This window comes from Streptomyces oceani (assembly GCF_001751245.1).
GTDB lineage: Bacteria > Actinomycetota > Actinomycetes > Streptomycetales > Streptomycetaceae > Streptomyces > Streptomyces oceani.
Genome location: NZ_LJGU01000123.1, coordinates 60,242 through 78,882, shown reverse-complemented (window position 1 = coordinate 78,882; position 18,641 = coordinate 60,242). Strand labels below are relative to the sequence as shown.

The window sequence follows — 18,641 nt, the reverse complement described above, 5'->3', positions numbered from 1 at the left end:
ACCGGCGAAGGGATCCTCCGACCGGCCGCGCCCGGCGTCCGGAGCGGCGGCGCAGACCGCGTCCGTCGGCGTGCCGGAGGCATCGTATCCGGCGTCCCGCAAGGCCTGGACCTTGGCCTCCGTAGCGGTGGTGACGGCGTTCACCAGAGCGGACGGGCTCAGCGGCACGGGCAGCGCGAACACGATGTTGACGGTCCCCGCGTGATAGCCCGCCCCGGCACGCGGGCCCACGTCCGTGCCGATATCCGCGCCGACGTCGGAGGCGGCGTCCGCGCCGACGTCCCGTGTCGGGGCGGCCGCCCACCCGTGCACCCCGACCCCGGCCGTGACCAGCGCGTGCACGCCCCCGTCGGTGGCCCACCCGCGGTCGGTCAGGTGCGCGGCGGTCATCAGGCCCACCCCGGGGCCGGTCGCCCCGGCCCCGGCCGCGATGGCGGCCAGGTGGTCGGCCGGGTCCGTACGCCCGTATCCCGGTGGCACCTGCGCGTTGAGCACCCAGTGCCGCTCTCCCCAGCCACCACCCAGCACGGCGGTGGACAGCATCCGCCAGCCGGGTCCCGGCGTCCAGAGCAACGCCGGCCAACGGGCGCCCTGTTCGACATGCTCCAGCAGTCCGGCCTCGGACAGCCGGGCGGTGCCGAGCGCGGGTTCGTGGGACGTCGTACGGGAAGCAGTGGTCACGCGGCACCCTAACGCGCGCCGTCCGGAGCGGATCGCGAGCCCCGGCCCACCCCGACCCGTCCGCGTCGCTCGGCGGGGCCGTGTGCCGCTCAGTCGCCCGATCGGACGATGCGGTAGTTCTCCGGGGGCCGGACGAGCGCAGTCGGCTCCCCGACGTACTCGACCTGTACTCCGTAGTGTTCACGGGCCGAGCGGATGCTCACGTAGCCGTTGACTACATCGTCGAGGACCCGCTCGACCGTGCGCGCCCGCGGCGCGCCGTATCCGCCGCCGCCCGGGAACGACAGCCGGACCTCCGCCTCCGGGTCGAGCCGCACCAACTGCTTGCGGGCGAGCGGTTCCCCGGAGACGGTGTCGGTGAACTCCCCGGGGGCTCCGGGCAGGCCGCCCTCGGCTCCGGGAGCGGGGTAGTCGAGCCGGTCGATGTTGGCGTTGACGGACCATCCGTGCCGCCCCCGGCGCCCCACCCGCACCACCTGACCGAGTCCGCCACGGTACGTCCCCGGTCCGCCGGAGTCGGGCCGCAGCTCACGCTGGCGCTGGACGAGGGGGGTGAGGGTCTCGAGCACCTCCGTGGGCGCGGCCCGCACACCGGTGGGGAAGCCCGTCGTGTTCAGCCCGTCCTTGTCCGGACGTCCGCCGACGCCGCCGGCCCCGAACACCGTCAGCGTGAAGGGGTGCGCCTCGCCCGTCTCGCCGCCCCGCCACACGGTCATCCACAGGGCGTCCGAGCTGGTCGCCGGCAACCCACCGGGGACCGCGTCCCGCAGCGCGTCGAAGAGCAGGCTCGGCAGGAAGTGTCCGACCAGGTGGCGGGAGGCGACCGGAGCGGGATCGACGCAGTTCAGCACCGAACCACGCGGCGCGCGTACGCGTACGGGGCGGAACGAGCCCGCGTTGTGCGGCACTTCGGGAGCGAGGGCGGCCTTGATCGCGAAGGAGGTGTACGCCCTGGTGTAGTTGAGCACGACGTTCACGCCGTACGGTGACTGCGGGGAGGAACCGGTGTAGTCGACGTCGACCCGGTCCCCGTCGATGGTGACCGCGACCGCGAGGTCGATCGCCTGGCCGTCGAATCCGTCGGAGGTCATCCGGGACTCGTACCGCCCGTCGCGCAGCTCGCGGAGTGCCGCCCGCAGGGCCCTCTCGGAGCGCGTCATGATCTCCGCGGCGACGGCGTCGACACTCTCCAATCCGAACTCCCGCAGCATCGCGCCGAGACTGCGGGCGCCCACCTGGTTGGCCGCGACCTGGGCGTAGATGTCGCCCATCGTCTCGTCGGGAGTGCGTACGTTGGCGCGGATGAGCCTCTCCAGGGTCTCGTTCGGCCCTTCGGCGGTACGCAGCTTGACGATCGGCAGCCGTAGGCCCTCCTCGAAGACCTCGTGCGCGGCGGCGGAGAGGATGCGCCCGCCGATGTCCGGGGAGTGGCAGCAGCTGGCGAACCAGGCGATGAGCGTCCCCTCGAGGAAGACCGGCGTGGCTACCGTGAGGTCGTTGATCTGGCCCGCGGTCATCCACGGGTCGTTCGTGATCAGCACGTCCCCGTCGGCCAACGCCGTGCGCGGGTACTCCGCGACGATGTGTTCCATCCCGGTGGCCATGGCGTTGATGTGCCCCGGGGTGCCGTTGGAGGACTGCCCGATCATCCGGCCCCGGCTGTCGAACACCGCGCAGGCCAGGTCCAGTGACTCCCGCACCACCGGGCTGAACGCCGTGTTCACCAGGGCCGCCTGTTGTTCGTCGAGCAACGAGTGCAGCCGGTTCGCCACCAGGCCGACCACCACCGGGTCGACCGACTGCTCGGAGCTGGAGGTCGGGGTCATCGCGGTTCTCCCTGGGTGAACTCGACAAGGATGCTGCTGTCCTCGGTGACGGTGCAACGGGCCGCTGGCGGGACGACCAGGGTGGATTCCTTCTCCCGCACGAGGGCCGGCCCTGACAGCACCGCGCCGGGGTCCAGCCGGTAGCGGTCGTACACGGCGGTGGATATGTGGCCGCTGGCAGGGAAGTACGCGTCCCGGTGGCCGAGCAGGGCGTCCGACGCGGTGTCCGTACCGGCCAGCCTCAGCCTGGCGCTCGGGTCCGGGCCACGTGAACAGACCCGCCAGGTGAGGATCTCCGTCTCGACGCCCTCCGGGGCGACGGTGCCGAAGCGTTGCCGGTACTGCTCGGCGAAGCGGGCCGCGAGGTCTTCCCGCCACCCTCCCGAGAGCGGCGGCACGGGCACCTCGACCTCGCTGCCCTGGCCCACGAACCGCATGTCCAGGGTGCGTTCGTGCTGGACCTCGGCCGCGGGGACGCCCGACTGGTCCAGCAGTCGAACGCCCTCGTCCTCCATCTCGTCGAAGATCGCCTGCGCCGTGTCGGGAGACACCGTGCCCAATGGAGCGTGCCTGGAGCGGACGATGTCGATGGACATGGGAGCGGACAGGAATCCCAGCGCGCTCAGTACGCCGGCGGCCGGAGGCACCACCACGGCGGGGCTGCGCAGGGCGACCGCCACACCGGGACCGTGCAGCGGACCGTTCCCGCCGGATACGAACAGGGGCACCCGGGCCGGGTCCTGGCCGCGTTCGACGGCGTGCACCCGGGCGGCGTTCGCCATGCTCTCGTTGGCGGTCGCGTGTATCCCCCAGGCCGCCTCGGCCACGCCGATGCCGAGGGGGCGGGCGATCTCCTCCTCGATGCTGGCCGCGGCCGCGGCGGCGTCGAGCACCATGTCGCCCCCGAGGAAACCGTCCGGGTCGAGGTACCCCAGGACGACGTCCGCGTCCGTGACGGTGCAGTGCCGGCCTCCCCGGCCGTAACTCACCGGCCCCGGCTCGGAACCGGCCGAGTCCGGACCGACGGTGATCAGTCCGAGCGCGTCGACGCGGGCGATCGAACCGCCGCCGGTGCCGATCTCGATCATGTCGATGACCGGAGCCCGTACGGGCAGTCCGGAGCCCTGCCGCAACCGGTACACCCGGTCCACCTCGAAGGTGTGGGTGACCAGGGGGCGACTCCCCTCGATCATGCAGAGCTTGGCGGTGGTACCGCCCATGTCGAAGGCCAGTTGGTCGGGCCGGCCGGCGGTACTCCCGAAGGCCAGGGCTCCCAACGCCCCACCGGCCGGCCCGGACTCCAGCATCCGGATCGGGAACCGGCGCGCGACGTCCACGGCGGCGAGACCGCCGTTCGACAGCATGATCAACGGGTCGCTCCGCAGGCCGATGCCCCGCAGCCGGCCGCGCAGGTCGTCCAGGTACGTCTCCACGAGTTGCTGTACGTAGACGTTCGCCACGGTGGTGGAGCTTCGCTCGAACTCCCGTATCTCCGGGTTCACCTCACTGGACAGCGCCACTCGCAGGTGCGGCGCCGCGGCGGCGATGACCTCCCGGGCCTGCCGTTCGTGCGCGCTGTTGGTGTGGCTGTGCAGGAAGCACACGGCCACGGCCTCGACGCCGGCGTCCGCCAGTTCCACCGCGAGTTGCCTCACCGTCGTGGTGTCCAGAGCGGTGTCCACGCTGCCGTCCGCGAGCACGCGCTCCCGTACGCCGAATCGCAGGTGCCTGGGAACCAGCGGTCGCGGCAGCTCCAGCCCGAGGTCGTACAGCTCGTACCGGTGCTCGCGGCCCATCTCGACCACGTCCCGGAAGCCCTCGGTGGTGAGCAGGGCGGTGGGGGCTCCGCGACGCTCGATGAGCGCGTTCGTCACCAGGGTGGTGCCGTGCACCACGCTGGTGATGTCGCTGGCGGCGAGCCGGTGTTCGTGGAGGGTCTGGCGCAGGACGTGCTCGACGGCCGCGGCGGGCTCCTGGTGGGTGGTGAGAGTCTTCCCCACGGCGACGATCCCGGAGTCGTCCAGGATCGCCATGTCCGTGAACGTTCCACCGATGTCGACCCCGACACGCAACGCACGGGACGTGGTCATGGCACCTCCTCCGGGGGTGGCTGCGGGTGAGTGGGACGGTACAGATCGTCCGACGATTCTGCAACGAATCGTCGGACGATAATAGAGTGCGGAACAGAGCGAACGACCAGCACGGACCACCGGCGACACCGGCGCCGGCGGGGCCGCGGAGGGGGCGGTGAACTGAGATGGACTCGACCGGCACGGCCAGCAGGGTCGCGGACACCCTGCGGAGCCAGATCGTCTCCGGCGAGCTGAAGCCGGGCAGTCGACTGCCGGAGGAGGCCTTCCGGGAACTCCACGGCGTCTCCCGCAGCACCCTGCGGGAGGCGTTCCAGCGGCTGATCCGCGAACGGCTCCTGGTGCACGAGCTGAGCAGGGGCGTCTTCGTCCGGCAGCTCTCCCGCGGAGATGTGGCGGACCTCTACGAGGTGCGCCGGATCGTCGAGTGCGCGGCCGTACGGCGCATCCGCAGTCTCACCCCGGCGGGGTTGCGACGGCTGGCCGAGGCGCTGTCCGCGGGCACCGCGGCGGCCGAGGCACAGGAGTGGGACACCGTGGCCGCCGCCAGCATTCGCTTCCACGAGGCCCTGGTGGCGCTCGCCGGGAGCGAGCGGCTCAGCGCGATGATGAGCGGCGTCCTCGCGGAGTTCCGGCTCGCCTACGCGCGCATGGGCGACACCCAGCGCTTCCACGCCGCCTTCCTGGAGCGCAACAGGGAGATCGCGGAGGCCCTGCGGGCCGGCGAGACGGACCACGCCGCCACCTTGCTCGACGCCTATCTCACCGACTCCGAGGAGGCCCTCCTGAAGGAGTACCTCGACTGACGCCGTGAAAGATGCCCCGAGACTCTTGAGGATCGTCAGACGATACACCTAGGGTCGGCGCACTGTTGGAACGCGGTCCCCAGCCCGTACGTATCCTCGGGAGTTCCTGTGAGTGCCATCCGCAACCCCACCTCCGCCGGGAACGATCCGGCCCCCGACGCACCCGGCCCCGCACCCGACACACTGCGTCGCGCGACGGTGGGGGCCACGATCGGCAGCGTCGTGGAGTGGTTCGACGTCGCTGTCTACGGATACCTCGCCGCCGTCCTGGGCCAGGTGTTCTTCCCCGGCAGCGACCCCACCACGGCGCTGCTCAGCTCCTTCGCGGTGTTCGGGGTGGCCTTCGCCGTACGTCCCCTGGGCGGCATCTTCTTCGGAGCGCTCGGCGACCGCATCGGCCGACAGAAGACCCTGGCCTGGGTGATCATCCTGGTCTCCGCGGCCACCCTGTGCACCGGGCTGCTGCCCACGTACCACTCCATCGGTCTGACGGCGCCGGTGCTCCTGGTGATCCTGCGGCTCTTGCAGGGCTTCTCCGCCGGCGGCGAGATGGGCGGCGCGTCCGCCTTCGTGGCCGAGTACGCCCCAGCCAAGCGACGCGGCTACCTGGTGAGCTGGGTCGAGATGGGCTGCATCCTGGGATTCCTGCTCGGTTCCCTGGTGGTGCTGGTGCTCAACACCTCGCTGACGGCTGACGAGATGGAGCAGTGGGGGTGGCGCGTGCCCTTCCTGATGGCCGCGCCGCTGGGGGTCATCGGGCTGTACATCCGCAACAAGCTCGAGGAGACTCCCGAGTTCGCCCAGCTCCGCAGCCAGGGCAAGGTCTCCAAGCGTCCCCTGACCGAGTCGGTCACGCGCCACTGGCGCGGAATCCTCCGTACCGCGGGATTCGCCCTGTTCCAGAACGCCGCGCTCTACGTGATCCTCACCTTCGTACCCAGTCACCAGGAGGGCCCGCTGGGCTACTCGGCGAGCATGGCCTCGGTCTCCTCCGTGGTGTCCATGACGCTGGTGTGCCTGATGATCCCGCCGACGGGCGCGTTGTCCGACAGGATCGGCCGGAAACCGGTCCTCGGCGGTGCCTGCGTCCTGGCCCTGGTGTTCTCGTATCCGCTGTTCCTGCTGATGGACACGGGGAACCCCACGCTCGCGATCGTCGCCCACACCGGCCTCGGACTGATCCTCGGCGTCTTCCTCGGTCCGACCCTGGCCGCCATGAACGAGCTGTTCAGCACCCGGGTGCGGTACGGCGGCTTCTCGCTGGGCTACAACTTCTCGGTCTCCGCGTTCGGCGGCACCGCGCCGTTCCTCGTCACCTTCCTCGTCTCCCGGACCGACATGAACGCCTCTCCCGCCTTCTACGTCATGGCGGCCTCCGCCATCACCCTCGGGGTGGTCTTCGCTACACCCGAAACCGCTCCCCGACGCGTGCGGAGTTGACCTTCCCGTCCGCTTCCCTGTCCCCGGGGGGCCACTGTGCTCATCTTCATGGCTTTTGGAGGGTTCTGGGTTGAATCCAGCTCATGTCCGTACTTTTGGTGAGGTACTGGCCACGGGATCGTTCGCCGACGCGGCGAAGCGGCTGGGTTACACGGCCTCCGCCGTCTCGCAGCAGATCAGCGCGCTGGAGCGCGCGACCGGACTCACCCTCTTCGAGCGCGGTGCCCGCACCATCCAACCCACCCGCACCGCACGGGTACTGGGTGAGCGGTGCGGGGAACTGCTCGACTCGCTCACCGCGCTCGAACGGGAGGCCGAGGCGCTGGCGGCCGGGCAGCACGGACTGGTGCGGGTCGGCAGCTTCGCGACAGCCGGGGCCTCGCTCGTGCCCTGGGCCCTCGCCCGGTTCGTACGGCGGCAGCCGGACGCGGAGGTGTCCCTGGAGGAGGGCGAGCCGGACGAGCTGCTGCCTCTGGTGCTGGCCGACAGCCTGGACCTGGCCCTGGTGTACGAGTACGACCTCGTACCCCGCCGCTGGGCCCCGCAACTCTCCGTCTCCGAACTGCTGCGGGAGGACCTGCACCTGCTGCTGCCGCCCGCGCACCGGGCGGGCCGCTCGGCAGCGGTGGAGCTCGCCGACCTGGCGGAGGACACCTGGATCGCCAGCCGGGAGGGTTCCGCGGGTGCCCGGTCGCTGTCCCGGCTGTGCGCGGGTGCGGGCTTCGAGCCGAGGGTGGCCTTCCGTACGAACGACTACGACGTCGTGCGGGAGCTCGTACGAACCGGGCTGGGGGTGGCCATGGTGCCGGAACTCGCGGTGACCGACTCCGCCCGGCCGGGAGCGCGCCGTCTGTCCGGCGAACCCGTCGGACGTCGGATCGTCGCCGTACGACGGGCGGCGAACCCGAATCCCCTGCTGGCCCCGCTGGAGGACGCCCTGGCGCGTGCCGCCGCCGCGCGCGTCCGGAGCCGTCCGCGGGCTGACTGACGTGTCCCGCCACGCTGCGGAGCACTCTCGAGAGTGGCGCTGCCTCCGTCCTCCTCAGACGGGTCAGGGTCAGGGTCAGGGTCAGGGTCAGACGGGATCATCCCCCGCCAGCCGGATGTCCGGCAGTCCCAGTTCCTCGGACACGCCGCGCAGCGAGCCACCACGCTGCGCGGCGTAGAGCCGCATCGGGTCCCGTACCGGGCGGTCGAGGACGCCGGACAGCCATTCCGTGTCCCGGGCGACGGCTTCCCGGGCGCTGTCCACCGAGCCCTCGCTGGTGAGGTTGGAGGAGAAGATCCCCGCCGCCGAGCGGGGCAGGAAGTCCTCGTAGACCACCGGCGTCGCGGTGATCCAGCCACCGTCGAGCAACCCGGCGAGGTCCCGCGGCGGCTCGGTGCCGTCCCTGGGCCGCCCCCGCGCCACGGCGAAGGTGTAGAAGGCGAGGTCACCGGCGGCCAACCGGTCCTCCGAGCCGGGCAGCCGCTCCTCCCAGACCGCCGCCGCGGCGTCCTGGCGTGTCATGCCGGTGCTCTCCGCCCGATGGTCCGCCTCGGCCACCATGGCGTCGTACAGGTCTCGCCCGGCGGGGGTGAGGGCGACTCCCCGGGCCTCCACCTCTCCGAACCGCACGCGCAGCGAGTCCGTGCCCACCGAACCGTCCGGCTCCCGGAAACGCCGGGGTTCGGCCAGCGCCCGGAACGAGGTCTGGCGCAGCAGCACGTCCGGCCCGGACCAGCGGGGCGGCCCCTGGATCTGGTCGATCATCGCGATGCCGTGGCCCTCCATACGCCGGTAGAGCGCGTCGATGTCCAGGACCCTCGGGGTCAGATGATTGATGTGGGTGCTGGTGACGCCCCCGATGTCGGCGGCCACCGCCGAGATCCGCTCCAGCGTGGTGTACCAGTCGCGGTCCACCGGTTCGTCGGAGAGCGCGAAGGAGCGTGTCGCCAGTTCCAGAAAGCGGTCGGCCAGCGTCTCGGACAGGCCACCCTCGGCTTCGGCCCGGTCCGCCAGCGCGAGGAGTTCCTCCGGGAAGAGCTGGCGTGCCTCGAGGAAGTTCCTCAGCCGCCCTTCCAGATCGGCGTCGAAGAAGCGCCGGTCCTCCGGTGTCAGCAGGGAGGTGAACACCCGGAAGGGATTGGCGGCCAGTTCTCCGGGCTCGATCGGGCGGAACGCGGTCGAGACGACCGGGATGGGCGAGGGTTTCGCGTCCCGCAGGTCGTAGAAGCCGGTGGGGTGCATCCCCACGGCGCCGAACACCCGGGCCACTTGGCGCAGTTCCTCCGGCGTGCCGAGCCGGATGGCGCCGTGCCGCTCGGCCGTCACCCGGTTCAGGTCGCCCAGTCGCTCGGCGGTGCTGCCATGCTCCGCCAGGACGTCGGCGTTGACGCGCTCCGAGACATCCACCAGCGTGCGGTACGCCGGCACCTCGGTTCCGTACAGCGCGGACAGGTTGCGGGCGAAGCGGGCACGGAGCTCGGTGGAGTTGACCGTGTTCATGTGGCCTCCGGTTACGTACGTCGTGGGCGGTGCGGTCAGTTCCGGGGCAGCCGGCCCCGCAGGGCCATGGCCTTGTGCACACGCTCCCGGGCGAGTGCCAGGGCGGTCTCGTACGGGGTGTGGCCCCGTGCTCGGCTCTCCTCCAGCACCTGGACCGTGTTGGCCCGCAGCTTCACCGACAGGGTGTCGAAGATCTGCGGAGGCTGCGGGCGGAAGGGCGAGTAGCGCGCGTCCATCGCGAAGGCCGCGGCCACCGCGCCTCCGGCGTTCGCGATGAAGTCCGGGACGAGCACGACGCCGCGTTGGGCCAGGACCGCCTTGGCGGCGGGGGTCGTCGGCAGGTTCGCGCCCTCCACGACGAGGTGGGCCGAGGTCTCGCGGGCGGTCCTCTCGTCCACCGCGTCCTCGCGCGCCGCCGGCACCAGGATGTCCGTACGGACGTCGAGTTCCACGCCGACGGGCAGGAGTTCGGCGTCGTAGTGCGCGACACAGGCGTCCCCGGCCGCGGCGCGCAGTTCGAGCAGCTCGGCGATGTCCAGGCCGTCCGGGTCGTGCACGGCGCCGTGGCTGGTGGAGAGCGCGACGATGACCGCCCCCAGTTCGGTCAGGCGTTTCGCGGCGGCCGCCCCGACCGCGCCGAAGCCCTGGAGACTGACGCGGGAACCGCTCAGTGGGCGGCCGATGTGCTGCGCGGCGGCGTCGACCGACTCGGCGAGGCCGTAGCCGGTGACGCCCAGTTCGTCGTACGGCACGCCGCCCAGCGCGGCGGGCAGACCGACGGCGGCTCCGGTGTCACCGAGCTCGTCCCGCAGGATCGCGGCGTCCCGCTCGTCGAGTCCCATGTCGAGCCCGAGTACGTACTCTCGCGGGACCTCGTTGGACAGGGCACGGGCGAAGGCGCGGAGCATCTCCTCCTTCTGGGGCGCGTCGGGGTCACCGAGAATCCCGGCCTTCGCCCCGCCGTGGAACAGGTCGGTCGCCGCCCACTTCCAGGTCATCGTCCGGGCGAGCCGTGTCACCTCGGTGACGTCGAGGGTGGGGCTCATCCGGGTTCCGCCCTTGCCGATGCCACGTGCCGTGTTGTCCAGCACGAGGACTCCGCGCATTCCCGTGCGGGAGTCGGAGACGCACACGACCTTCTCCGGTCCCCATTCGTCCATCGTCGAGAGCAGTCCTTCGGTCATGTCGGCGCCTTCCGCGGGTGCTGATGTCGCTTCCACGGTGGGCTCAGCGGCCTCCCGACCCAAGAGCCCGAGAGATCGTGCTCGCTTGGCTGAGCGCAAGGACCGCTTGTGCTCGACACGACGGACTCCGCTGCCGCGCTCTTCGGGCAATACCGGCGATCCTCCCCGGACACCGAAACCAGTGGTTTACGGAGGAACCAGTCGAAGCCTGGTCGGTACCGGTACGCCGACGGGCCGAAACCCCGCGATCCGGCGTCCGGTCAGGGGATTCAGTCGCCGCGAACCCTGTTACTGAGCGCAGGCGGACGAGTATGGTGCGCTTGGGCTCAACGGAGATATGACTACCTGGACTTGGCCGATGACTTCTCTCAGCACGTACCCCTCTCGTACGGCCACCAGCCTGGGCAGAGCCTCTGAGTCACCTTCCGGCTCAGCTGGCGGGGCGGAGCGATGAACCCGCCGTCCGCCGGACACCGCCGGTTCGAGGACGGGCGGCCGAGAGGCCAGCGCCCGTGGCGGCCACCGCCCCGCTGCTTAACCAGACGCCCGGGCTGAACGGCCGGCACCTTCCCGCATCGTCCGGGTCGTTGCCCCTCCAACCGGACGGCACCGGTGAGCCCGCCGGGCAGCGGTCCTCCGCGCGCTCCGTGCGGTCCATCTCGCTCACGGACCGCGCGGTCGCCAACCCCCTTCCCCTTTGACCTCGAGGACTCTAGATATGGCGACATCGGAGGTTGTGTCCGTCAGCCTGGCGGTGGCCCTGCTGGCCACAGCCGTGCTGGCCGCGGTACTCCTGTTCTACGCGCGGGGTGTGGCGCGGCATGCCCGCCAGGAACGGGACGCCGCCGCCCAGGAGAACCTTCGCCTCTCGGCGCATCAGCGGATGCTCGAGGAGGAGACCGGCCACCTGGTGTCCGTACGTCTCCCCGCGCTGCTGGGTGACACGCCGAGCGACGAGGTGCCGGGGGTGGGTCACTCCTCCCTCGCCGCCACGGTGTTCGCCGAGCAGCATCGCGCGGTGCTGGAGCAGGCCAGCGTCGCCGTACAGGCCGAACGCGGCCGTGCGGAGTCCGCCCGTGCGGCCTTCCTGGTGATGGCGGACCGCATCCAGGTGATGGCCCTCGCACAGCAGCAGGACCTGGACGAGCTGGAACAGCGCGCCGAGGACCCGCACCTGATGGCGGGCCTGATGCGTTCCGACCACGCCGCCGCGCAACTGGCCCGGCAGGCACAGACGATGACGGTGCTCTGCGGCGCCTGGCCGGGCCGGCAGTGGCCCTCCGCCGTCTCGCTGCTGGACGTCGTACGCGGCGCCCAGTCCCGCGTCCTCGAGTACCAGCGGGTGCAGGTGCAGGACGCCCGGGAGTTGGCGGTCGAGGCGCCTGTGGTGGAGGCGCTGATCCACGCGGTGGCGGAGCTGCTGGACAACGCGGTGCGGTACTCGCCACCCACGGTCGCGGTGCTGGTCGCGATCCGGCCGGTGCACAGCGGCGCCGTCATCGAGATCGACGACGGCGGGGTCGGCATGACCGAGCAGGGCCTCGCGGAAGCGGAGGTCCGGCTGCGTGGGGACCGGGAGGCCGAGGCGAGCGGTCTGGGCGGCAGCCCCAAGCTGGGCTTCGCCGCCGTGGGACGGCTGTCCCGCCGGTTCGGCTTCTCGGTGCGGCTGAACTCCCCGTCGGCGTACGGCGGGGTGCGGGCCGTGCTGCTCGTACCCTCCGCGCTGCTCGCGGACGCCCCGCAGGCGCCGATCACCCCCGCCCCGCCCCGGATGCCCGCGGCTCCGCCCGGCCCGGGTCCGGCCCCGCGGCACGAGGCCGTACGCGAAGCGCCGTACGCGTCCGAGGCACACCAGCGGCCGGCGCAGCAGCAGCCCACGCACCAGCACGCGCACCAGCAGCCGGCGCAGCAGCAGCACGCGCACCAGCAGCCGGCGCAGCAGCAGCTCGCGCACCAGCAGCCGGCGCACGAGGAGCCCCTCCCGCAGCGTCCGGCGTCCGGCGAACCGGCCCCGCCCGGCACCCGGGTGTCCGCGGCACCGGTCGAGGTCTCGGCCGAGGGCCTGCCCCAGCGGCGCAGCCGTCGTCAGGCGGGCGCCGACCAGACCGCCGGTGCGCCGGGCACCGGCCCGAACCCCACCTGGGCCCCCGCCGACGCTCCGCCCGCGAACAGGTCGACCCGGTCTCCCGACGAGGCGGCGGCGCTGATGAGCAGTCTCCAGACCGGTACCCGGCAGGGCCGTGACCAGGCAGCGAGCCAGGGCCCGCAAGCAGCTACGGAAGGCGAGCAGCGTTGAGCACGCATGGGAAGTTCGACTGGATGCTGAGCGACATCGTGCGGGTACCGACGGTGCAGCACGCCCTGCTGATCTCCCGAGACGGCCTGTCGATGGGACGCTCGGCCAGCGTGACGCAGGACGACGCGGACCGGATATCCGCCGTCTGCGCCGGGCTCCAGTCCCTCGGACACGAGGCGGCGGCACAGCTGGTCGGCACCGGGAGCACCACCCGCCAGGTGATGGTGGAGTTCGACGGCGGTTTCCTCTTCCTGGTCGCCGCCGGCCCCGGTGCCGCACTCGCGGTGTCGACGAGCGACCAGGTGGACGCGGGCCTGGTGGCGCGGGAGATGCAGCAGTTGGTGGCCCGGGTAGGCGAGCACCTGACCAGTCCGCCCCGTAAGGAGACGACCACCCCGTGACCAGTTCGGCGGGGTCCGGCCCGGTCCGCCCGTACGTCATCACGGGTGGCCGGTCCGTGCCGGCACTCGACAACCTGGCGCTGGAGACCCTCGTGATCGCCGCGTCCGGCAGCGCGCCCGAGCCGCGTATGAGCCCCGAGTCGGCGGAGATCCTGTCCCTCTGCCGACGGCAGCTGTCCGTGGCCGAGGTCGCCGCGCATCTCGGCCAGCCGATCACGGTGGTCAAGGTGCTGCTCGCCGACCTGGTGGACGCCGGTCTGATCAAGGTCCGCCCGCCCGTTCCGATAGCTGACCTGCCTGACAAGGGGCTGCTGAAAGAGGTACTCGATGGACTCCGCCAACTCTGACGACCACTACGTGGCGGACACGGTGAGCGCGGCCGTCAAGATCGTGATCGCCGGGCCGCTGGGGGTGGGGAAGACCACGCTGATCGGCTCCCTGAGCGAGATCGTCCCGCTGCGTACCGAGGAGTCGATGACCCAGGCCGGGTCCGGCGTGGACGAGGAGGTCAGCGGCAAGGCCACCACCACGGTGGCGATGGACTTCGGCCGCATCACGCTGAACGCGCGCCGGGTGCTGTACCTCTTCGGTACACCCGGCCAGCCCCGCTTCTTCCCGATGTGGCGGCATCTGGTGCACGGCGCGCTGGGCGCGCTGGCGCTCGTCGACACCCGCCGGCTGGAGGCGAGCTTCGACGTGCTGGGGCATCTCGAGGACCTGGGTGTGCCGTTCGCCGTGGCGGCGAACAACTTCCCCTCGTCTCCCAACTACCCGCCGGAGGCGCTGCGCTCGGCCCTGGACCTGTTGCCGGAGACCCCCCTGATGATCTGCGACGCACGTGACCGGTACTCCAGCGCCCAGGCGCTGATCACCCTGGTCGACCACCTGTACACGACCGCGTCGGAGGCGACCCGATGACTTCCCCGAACCCCTCCGCTCCGCCCTCCGGATGCCCCGCCCACCAGGGACGCACCCCGTTGTACGGCGATGTCCTCAGCGGCGACACGCTCCCGCTGTACGAGGAGATGCGGCGTACGCACGGCCCGGTCGCCCCGATCGAGCTGGAGCCGGGCGTGCCGGGCTGGCTGGTGCTGGGCTACCGGGAGTTGCTGGAGGTCACCCGCAACGAGGAGTGCTTCTCGCACGACTCGCGGTACTGGCGGGCGCTGCGTGAGGGGCAGGTGCGGAAGGACTCGCCGCTGCTGCCCATGATGGGCTACCGCCCGACCGTGCTGCACACCGACGGCCCCACCCACCGGCGGTTCTCCTCCGCCGTCGCCGACAGCCTCGGCCGTATCGACCAGCACCAACTGCGGCGTACGGTCACCCAGCTCGCCAACAACCTGATCGACGAGATCGCCCCCACCGGCCACGCCGACCTGGCCCCGCAGTACGCGCACCAGCTGCCGCTGTGGGTGGCCTCCCGCCTCTTCGGGCTGCCGGACGAGCTGGCGCCGCGAATCATCGCCGGGGTGCAGGGCCTGGCGGACAGCGGAGCGGAGGCGCAGGCCAGCAGCAAGGCGCTGGAGAAGATCTTCACGGACCTCGTACAGGACCGTTCCGCGCGCCGGCGCGACGACCTGCCGTCCTGGCTGTTCGACCACTCCTCGCAGCTGACCGTGGCGGAGGTACTGCACCACCTGATGGTGGTCATCGTCGCCGGGAACGGCCCCGCCGCGAACTGGATTCTCAACACCGCCCGGCTGCTGCTGCTGGACGCCCGCTTCCGCGCGAACCTCACCGGCGGCCGGCGTACGGTCGACTCCGCCCTGGACGAGACGCTGTGGCGGGACACCCCGGTACAGAACTTCCCCGGTCGGTACGCCACCCGGGACCTGAACTTCGGCGGCCAGTACATCCGTTCCGGCGACGTCCTGATCCTAGGGCTGACGGCGGCGAACCACGACCCCGCCGTACAGCCCCCGGACGGCCGGATCGTGCCGGGCAACCGCTCGCACGTCGCCTTCGGTGCGGGCCCGCACACCTGCCCGGCGCGGGACCCCGCGCGGGTGATCGCGCACACCGCCGTCAACACCCTCATCCACCGGCTGCCCGACATGCAGCTCACGGTCGCGCCGGAGGAGTTGAGCTACCGACCCTCGCCGTGGTCCCGGGCGCTGCAGAGCCTCCCCGTGCGCTTCACCCCCACCCTGCCGCTGAACGACACCACCGGAGAGCGCTATGCACAGTGACACCCACGCCGCACAGACCCCGCAGACCCACGCAGCACCGCTCGTCCCGCTCGACCCCACCGCCTCCGACCTGCACGGCGAGGTCGAACGGCTGCGTGCCATCGGCCCGTTGGTACGGATCACCATGCCCGGCGACGTACCCGCCTGGGTCGCCACCCGGCACCAGGTGCTGCGCGAACTGCTGGAGGACCCGCGTGTCGCCAAGAACTCGGAGCACTGGAGCGCCCTGACGGACGGCACCGTGCCGGATGGCTGGCCACTCATCGACTTCGTGACCAACCCGGGCATGACCACCGCCGACGGCGACGACCACCGCCGGCTGCGCACCCTGGTGACCAAGGCGTTCACCCCCCGCCGGGTCGCGGCGATGCGGCCGGACATCGAGGCCAGCGTGGACTCCCTGCTGGACTCGCTGGCCACCCACGCGCCCGGCCCGGTGGACCTGCGCCGGCACTTCGCCTACCCACTGCCGATGCGCATGATCGGCCAACTGCTGGGCGTACCAAGCGAGCGGTTCGACGAGTTCCGCCACCTGTCCGCGAGCCTCATCAGCAGCACCACCTCCCCCGAGGAGACCCTGGAGACCGGACGCAAGCTGTACGCCCTGCTCACCGACCTCGTCGCGAGCAAGCGCGCCGCTCCGGGCGAGGACCTCACCAGCGCGCTGATCGACGTACGGGAGGACGGCGACCGGCTCACCGAGGCCGAACTCACCGGCACCCTGACCCTGATGCTCATCGCCGGCCACGGCACCACCCTCAACCTCATCACCAACGCCGTCCGAGCCCTGCTCACCCACCCCGAGCAACTCGCCGCCGTACGGTCCGGGGAGCGCCCGTGGGGCGCGGTCATCGAGGAGACGCTGCGCTGGAACTCCCCGGTCGCGCACTTCCCGATGCGGTACGCCACCGAGGACATCACCGTCGGCGAGGTGACGATTCCGAAGGGTGAGGCGCTGCTCGCCTCGTACGTGGCGGCCGGCCGGGACCCCGAGCAGTACGGCCCGGACGCCGGGGAGTTCGACATCAGCCGGGAGTCGATACGGCACCTCTCCTTCGGGCACGGCCCGCACTTCTGCATCGGCGCCGGGGTGGCCCGGCTGGAGGCCGAGGTGGCCCTGCCGGCGCTGTTCGACCGCTTCCCCGAGCTGGCGCTGGGCGTGCCGGAGGCGGAGCTGACGGCACAGCCGTCGTTCGTCAGCAACAGCGTCGCGAAGCTGCCGGTCACCCTGGGTGGCGACGACGCGTAGGACGACGGCGGATCCCGTGTGCCGGCCAAACGTGCGAGCCGGCGTGGCGCTCACAACGCGTGCCCGCCGGCCGCCTGGAGGACCTGGCCGGTGACGAACCGGGCCTGGTGGGAGGCGAGGAACAGCACCGCGTCCGCGATCTCCGCCGGCTCCCCCGCCCGGCCCAGCGGCACGATGTCCCGTACGTGCGCGAGTAGTTCGTCGTCCATCCAGCCGGTCTGCACCGGTCCGGGCGCCACCGCGTTGACCCGGATGCCGACGGCGGCGAGGTCGAGTGCCGCGCCCCGGGTGAAGGCCTCCAGTGCGGCCTTGGAGGTGCCGTAGCCAAGTTGTCCGGGGAAGGCACGGGCGGCGTCGGTGGAGATGTTGACCACGCAGGGGGCTTCCCGCGACGGGTCGTGGCGGCGGGCCAGTTCACTGGTCAGCAGGGCCGGCGCGGTCACGTTGACGCGGTAGTGCCGCTGGAGGCTGACGGCGGTGAGGGTGTCGATGGTGTCCGGGCTCGCGCAGTGCGCGGCGTTGTTCACCAGCACGTCCACAGGCCCCAGTCGCCGCTCCACCTCGTCCAACAGCCCGGCGGCGGCGTGCTCCTCGGCCAGGTCCATCCCGACCGCGACGGCGCCGGGGAGTTCGGCGGCGAGCCGCCGGGCGGTCTCCCGATCCGGCAGTTCGTGTGCCACCTCGGTGGGTGGCGACTCCGGCACGGGCAGGAAATGCACCGCCACTCGGGCGCCCTGGGCGGCGAAGGCCCGCGCGGTCGCCGCTCCGATGCCCGCGCCCGCGCCCGTGACCAGCACGACCTTGTCGGTAAGGCCCGTATCCAGCATGGCGGCGAGTCTCGTGCCTCGCGCGCGGGCGGGGCAATCGGATTTCGTACGGTCAGCTGTGCCGGGTTACGTACGACTGCTCAGCGCGCGGCATCCGCGAAACCGGCGGCGTACGCGGCGAACGCCACCCAACCAGCCTCGGGAAACGCCAGCTTGGCCCCAGCAGCACACTTCGAGTCCCGCACCCGCACCGTGTCGGCAGTAGCCGCCACCTCGACACACTCTGGCCCGTCGTTGCTGCTGTAACTGCTCTTGACCCAGCGGAGATCGGAGTCGTCCCGTACGGCGCGCTTCAGCGTCATCTCTCTCCCCAGACTTTCTCGATGAAGGCCAGCGACTCACGCGGTGTGAGAGCCTGCGCACGGATAATGCCATACCGCATTTCCAGCGTCTGTACCTCGCGAGCGCTGGTGACCAGTCGGTTGGTGAGCTGCATCTCCGTATGCCCGACCGTCGTGCCGTCTTTGAGCCGGAGCAACTGAAAGGGTCCGCTCATCCCCGCGTGCTCTTCCCGCTCCGTGGGCATCACCTGGATGTTCACGTGTCGCAACCTCCCCACCTCCAGCAGGTGTTCGAGTTGCTGGCGCAGGGCCGCACGCCCTCCGATCGGGCGGTACAGCGTCACTTCCTCCTGGACGAAGCTGAGCATGGGCGCCGGGCACCGCCGGATGATCTCCTGTCGCGCCATCCTGGCCGCCACCTGCTGCTCGATTTCCTCCTCCGAGTAGGTCGGCCTGCGCATCTCGAACAGCGCCCGGGTGTATTCCTCGGTCTGCAACAGCCCGTGCAGGTTGTGGTTCGCGTAGGCGCCCAGCTCGACGGTTTCCGCCTCCAGTTTGGCCAGGTCCCGCACCTTCTTCGGATACCGCGCCTGCGCGACGTCCTGCTGCATCCCGGCGATGACGCCGCCGGCGCCGAGCGCCTCGTCGGCCCGGTCCAGGAACTCCGCTTTCGGGACGCGCCGGCCGCGCTCCACCGAGGAGACCTGTTCCACGCTGTACCCGATGGCGGACCCGAGGTCCGCCTGGGTCATCCCGTCCCGCTCCCGCCACAGCTTCACCAGCCGCCCCACCGCCTTGAGTACGGCCGTGGTGTCGTCCTCGCCGACGGGCAGGTCCGTGCCGCCCGCCGACTGTCCCGCTTCCCGTGTCATCCCCACCT

The 18,641-nt window shown here is 71.5% G+C and carries 17 protein-coding genes; 9 read left to right on the top strand and 8 right to left on the bottom strand.

Annotation, left to right across the window (positions count from 1 at the left end; genetic code table 11):
- The 3 genes from AN216_RS13150 to AN216_RS13140 form a co-directional block, all read right to left on the bottom strand.
- The coding region (locus tag AN216_RS13150; RefSeq protein ID WP_070196857.1) for an adenosylcobinamide amidohydrolase at positions 1-681 on the bottom strand (681 nt) is incomplete at its 3' end.
- Between the two features lie 89 nt (positions 682-770).
- Complete coding sequence (locus tag AN216_RS13145; RefSeq protein ID WP_070196856.1) at positions 771-2,507, bottom strand: hydantoinase B/oxoprolinase family protein; 1,737 nt, start codon at positions 2,505-2,507, stop codon at positions 771-773.
- Positions 2,504-4,597 (bottom strand): hydantoinase/oxoprolinase family protein, encoded by a 2,094-nt coding sequence (locus AN216_RS13140; protein WP_070196855.1) that lies wholly within the window; start codon positions 4,595-4,597, stop codon positions 2,504-2,506. Before AN216_RS13140 ends, AN216_RS13145 begins: the two co-directional genes overlap by 4 nt.
- Before the next feature lie 167 nt (positions 4,598-4,764).
- Between AN216_RS13140 and AN216_RS13135 the strand changes: the two genes are divergently transcribed.
- From AN216_RS13135 to AN216_RS13125, 3 genes are all read left to right on the top strand, one after another.
- Positions 4,765-5,403 carry a GntR family transcriptional regulator gene (locus AN216_RS13135; RefSeq protein ID WP_070196854.1) on the top strand — a complete coding sequence of 213 codons (639 nt, stop codon included), beginning with the start codon at positions 4,765-4,767 and terminating at the stop codon, positions 5,401-5,403.
- 108 nt (positions 5,404-5,511) lie between these two features.
- Entirely contained in the window at positions 5,512-6,843 is a 1,332-nt protein-coding gene (locus AN216_RS13130) for an MFS transporter (RefSeq protein WP_070196853.1), read from the top strand.
- 70 nt (positions 6,844-6,913) lie between these two features.
- The gene (locus tag AN216_RS13125; RefSeq protein WP_070196852.1) at positions 6,914-7,831 is read left to right on the top strand and encodes a LysR family transcriptional regulator; all 918 of its coding nucleotides are present in this window, start codon (positions 6,914-6,916) and stop codon (positions 7,829-7,831) included.
- An 87-nt stretch (positions 7,832-7,918) separates the two neighbouring features.
- On the opposite strand, the gene hglS is transcribed toward AN216_RS13125, so the two are convergent.
- Both hglS and AN216_RS13115 read right to left on the bottom strand, forming a co-directional pair.
- Complete coding sequence (gene hglS, locus AN216_RS13120; protein ID WP_070196851.1) at positions 7,919-9,331, bottom strand: 2-oxoadipate dioxygenase/decarboxylase; 1,413 nt, start codon at positions 9,329-9,331, stop codon at positions 7,919-7,921.
- 35 nt (positions 9,332-9,366) lie between these two features.
- Positions 9,367-10,515 (bottom strand): Glu/Leu/Phe/Val family dehydrogenase, encoded by a 1,149-nt coding sequence (locus AN216_RS13115; protein WP_070196850.1) that lies wholly within the window; start codon positions 10,513-10,515, stop codon positions 9,367-9,369.
- Between the two features lie 718 nt (positions 10,516-11,233).
- Between AN216_RS13115 and AN216_RS13110 the strand changes: the two genes are divergently transcribed.
- Genes AN216_RS13110 through AN216_RS13085 form a run of 6 tightly spaced genes read left to right on the top strand, consistent with a single transcriptional unit; the run spans position 11,234 to position 16,653 of the window.
- A complete protein-coding gene (locus AN216_RS13110) occupies positions 11,234-12,811 on the top strand; it encodes an ATP-binding protein (protein ID WP_070196849.1) in 1,578 nt (525 codons plus the stop codon).
- Positions 12,808-13,212, top strand: a complete 405-nt coding sequence (locus AN216_RS13105; RefSeq protein WP_244502443.1) for a roadblock/LC7 domain-containing protein — start codon at positions 12,808-12,810, stop codon at positions 13,210-13,212. The genes AN216_RS13110 and AN216_RS13105 overlap by 4 nt, the downstream gene beginning before the upstream one ends.
- Positions 13,209-13,559 carry a DUF742 domain-containing protein gene (locus AN216_RS13100; protein ID WP_070196848.1) on the top strand — a complete coding sequence of 117 codons (351 nt, stop codon included), beginning with the start codon at positions 13,209-13,211 and terminating at the stop codon, positions 13,557-13,559. The genes AN216_RS13105 and AN216_RS13100 overlap by 4 nt, the downstream gene beginning before the upstream one ends.
- Positions 13,540-14,130, top strand: a complete 591-nt coding sequence (locus AN216_RS13095; protein WP_070196847.1) for a GTP-binding protein — start codon at positions 13,540-13,542, stop codon at positions 14,128-14,130. The genes AN216_RS13100 and AN216_RS13095 overlap by 20 nt, the downstream gene beginning before the upstream one ends.
- Positions 14,127-15,404 carry a cytochrome P450 gene (locus AN216_RS13090; RefSeq protein ID WP_070196846.1) on the top strand — a complete coding sequence of 426 codons (1,278 nt, stop codon included), beginning with the start codon at positions 14,127-14,129 and terminating at the stop codon, positions 15,402-15,404. The genes AN216_RS13095 and AN216_RS13090 overlap by 4 nt, the downstream gene beginning before the upstream one ends.
- Positions 15,394-16,653 (top strand): cytochrome P450 family protein, encoded by a 1,260-nt coding sequence (locus tag AN216_RS13085; RefSeq protein WP_070196845.1) that lies wholly within the window; start codon positions 15,394-15,396, stop codon positions 16,651-16,653. Before AN216_RS13090 ends, AN216_RS13085 begins: the two co-directional genes overlap by 11 nt.
- Positions 16,654-16,703: 50 nt before the next feature.
- Here AN216_RS13085 and AN216_RS13080 read toward each other — a convergent pair whose 3' ends face one another.
- From AN216_RS13080 to AN216_RS13070, 3 genes are all read right to left on the bottom strand, one after another.
- Positions 16,704-17,480, bottom strand: a complete 777-nt coding sequence (locus tag AN216_RS13080; protein ID WP_070196844.1) for an SDR family NAD(P)-dependent oxidoreductase — start codon at positions 17,478-17,480, stop codon at positions 16,704-16,706.
- An 80-nt stretch (positions 17,481-17,560) separates the two neighbouring features.
- On the bottom strand, positions 17,561-17,782 hold the full coding sequence (locus AN216_RS13075; RefSeq protein ID WP_070196843.1) for a DUF397 domain-containing protein: 222 nt from the start codon (positions 17,780-17,782) through the stop codon (positions 17,561-17,563).
- Positions 17,779-18,633, bottom strand: coding sequence for a helix-turn-helix domain-containing protein (locus tag AN216_RS13070; RefSeq protein WP_070196842.1), 855 nt, complete (start codon positions 18,631-18,633; stop codon positions 17,779-17,781). The genes AN216_RS13075 and AN216_RS13070 overlap by 4 nt, the downstream gene beginning before the upstream one ends.
- Positions 18,634-18,641: the final 8 nt, after the last annotated feature.

Bases quoted from the DNA above. Each gene is read 5' to 3' on its own strand.
- AN216_RS13145 (WP_070196856.1), bottom strand. From the start codon at position 2,507: ATGACCCCGACCTCCAGCTCCGAGCAGTCGGTCGACCCGGTGGTGGTC.
- AN216_RS13115 (WP_070196850.1), bottom strand. From the start codon at position 10,515: ATGACCGAAGGACTGCTCTCGACGATGGACGAATGGGGACCGGAGAAG.
- hglS (WP_070196851.1), bottom strand. From the start codon at position 9,331: ATGAACACGGTCAACTCCACCGAGCTCCGTGCCCGCTTCGCCCGCAAC.
- AN216_RS13140 (WP_070196855.1), bottom strand. From the start codon at position 4,597: ATGACCACGTCCCGTGCGTTGCGTGTCGGGGTCGACATCGGTGGAACG.
- AN216_RS13110 (WP_070196849.1), top strand. From the start codon at position 11,234: ATGGCGACATCGGAGGTTGTGTCCGTCAGCCTGGCGGTGGCCCTGCTG.
- AN216_RS13090 (WP_070196846.1), top strand. From the start codon at position 14,127: ATGACTTCCCCGAACCCCTCCGCTCCGCCCTCCGGATGCCCCGCCCAC.
- AN216_RS13080 (WP_070196844.1), bottom strand. From the start codon at position 17,480: ATGCTGGATACGGGCCTTACCGACAAGGTCGTGCTGGTCACGGGCGCG.
- AN216_RS13070 (WP_070196842.1), bottom strand. From the start codon at position 18,633: ATGACACGGGAAGCGGGACAGTCGGCGGGCGGCACGGACCTGCCCGTC.
- AN216_RS13095 (WP_070196847.1), top strand. From the start codon at position 13,540: ATGGACTCCGCCAACTCTGACGACCACTACGTGGCGGACACGGTGAGC.
- AN216_RS13075 (WP_070196843.1), bottom strand. From the start codon at position 17,782: ATGACGCTGAAGCGCGCCGTACGGGACGACTCCGATCTCCGCTGGGTC.
- AN216_RS13135 (WP_070196854.1), top strand. From the start codon at position 4,765: ATGGACTCGACCGGCACGGCCAGCAGGGTCGCGGACACCCTGCGGAGC.
- AN216_RS13085 (WP_070196845.1), top strand. From the start codon at position 15,394: ATGCACAGTGACACCCACGCCGCACAGACCCCGCAGACCCACGCAGCA.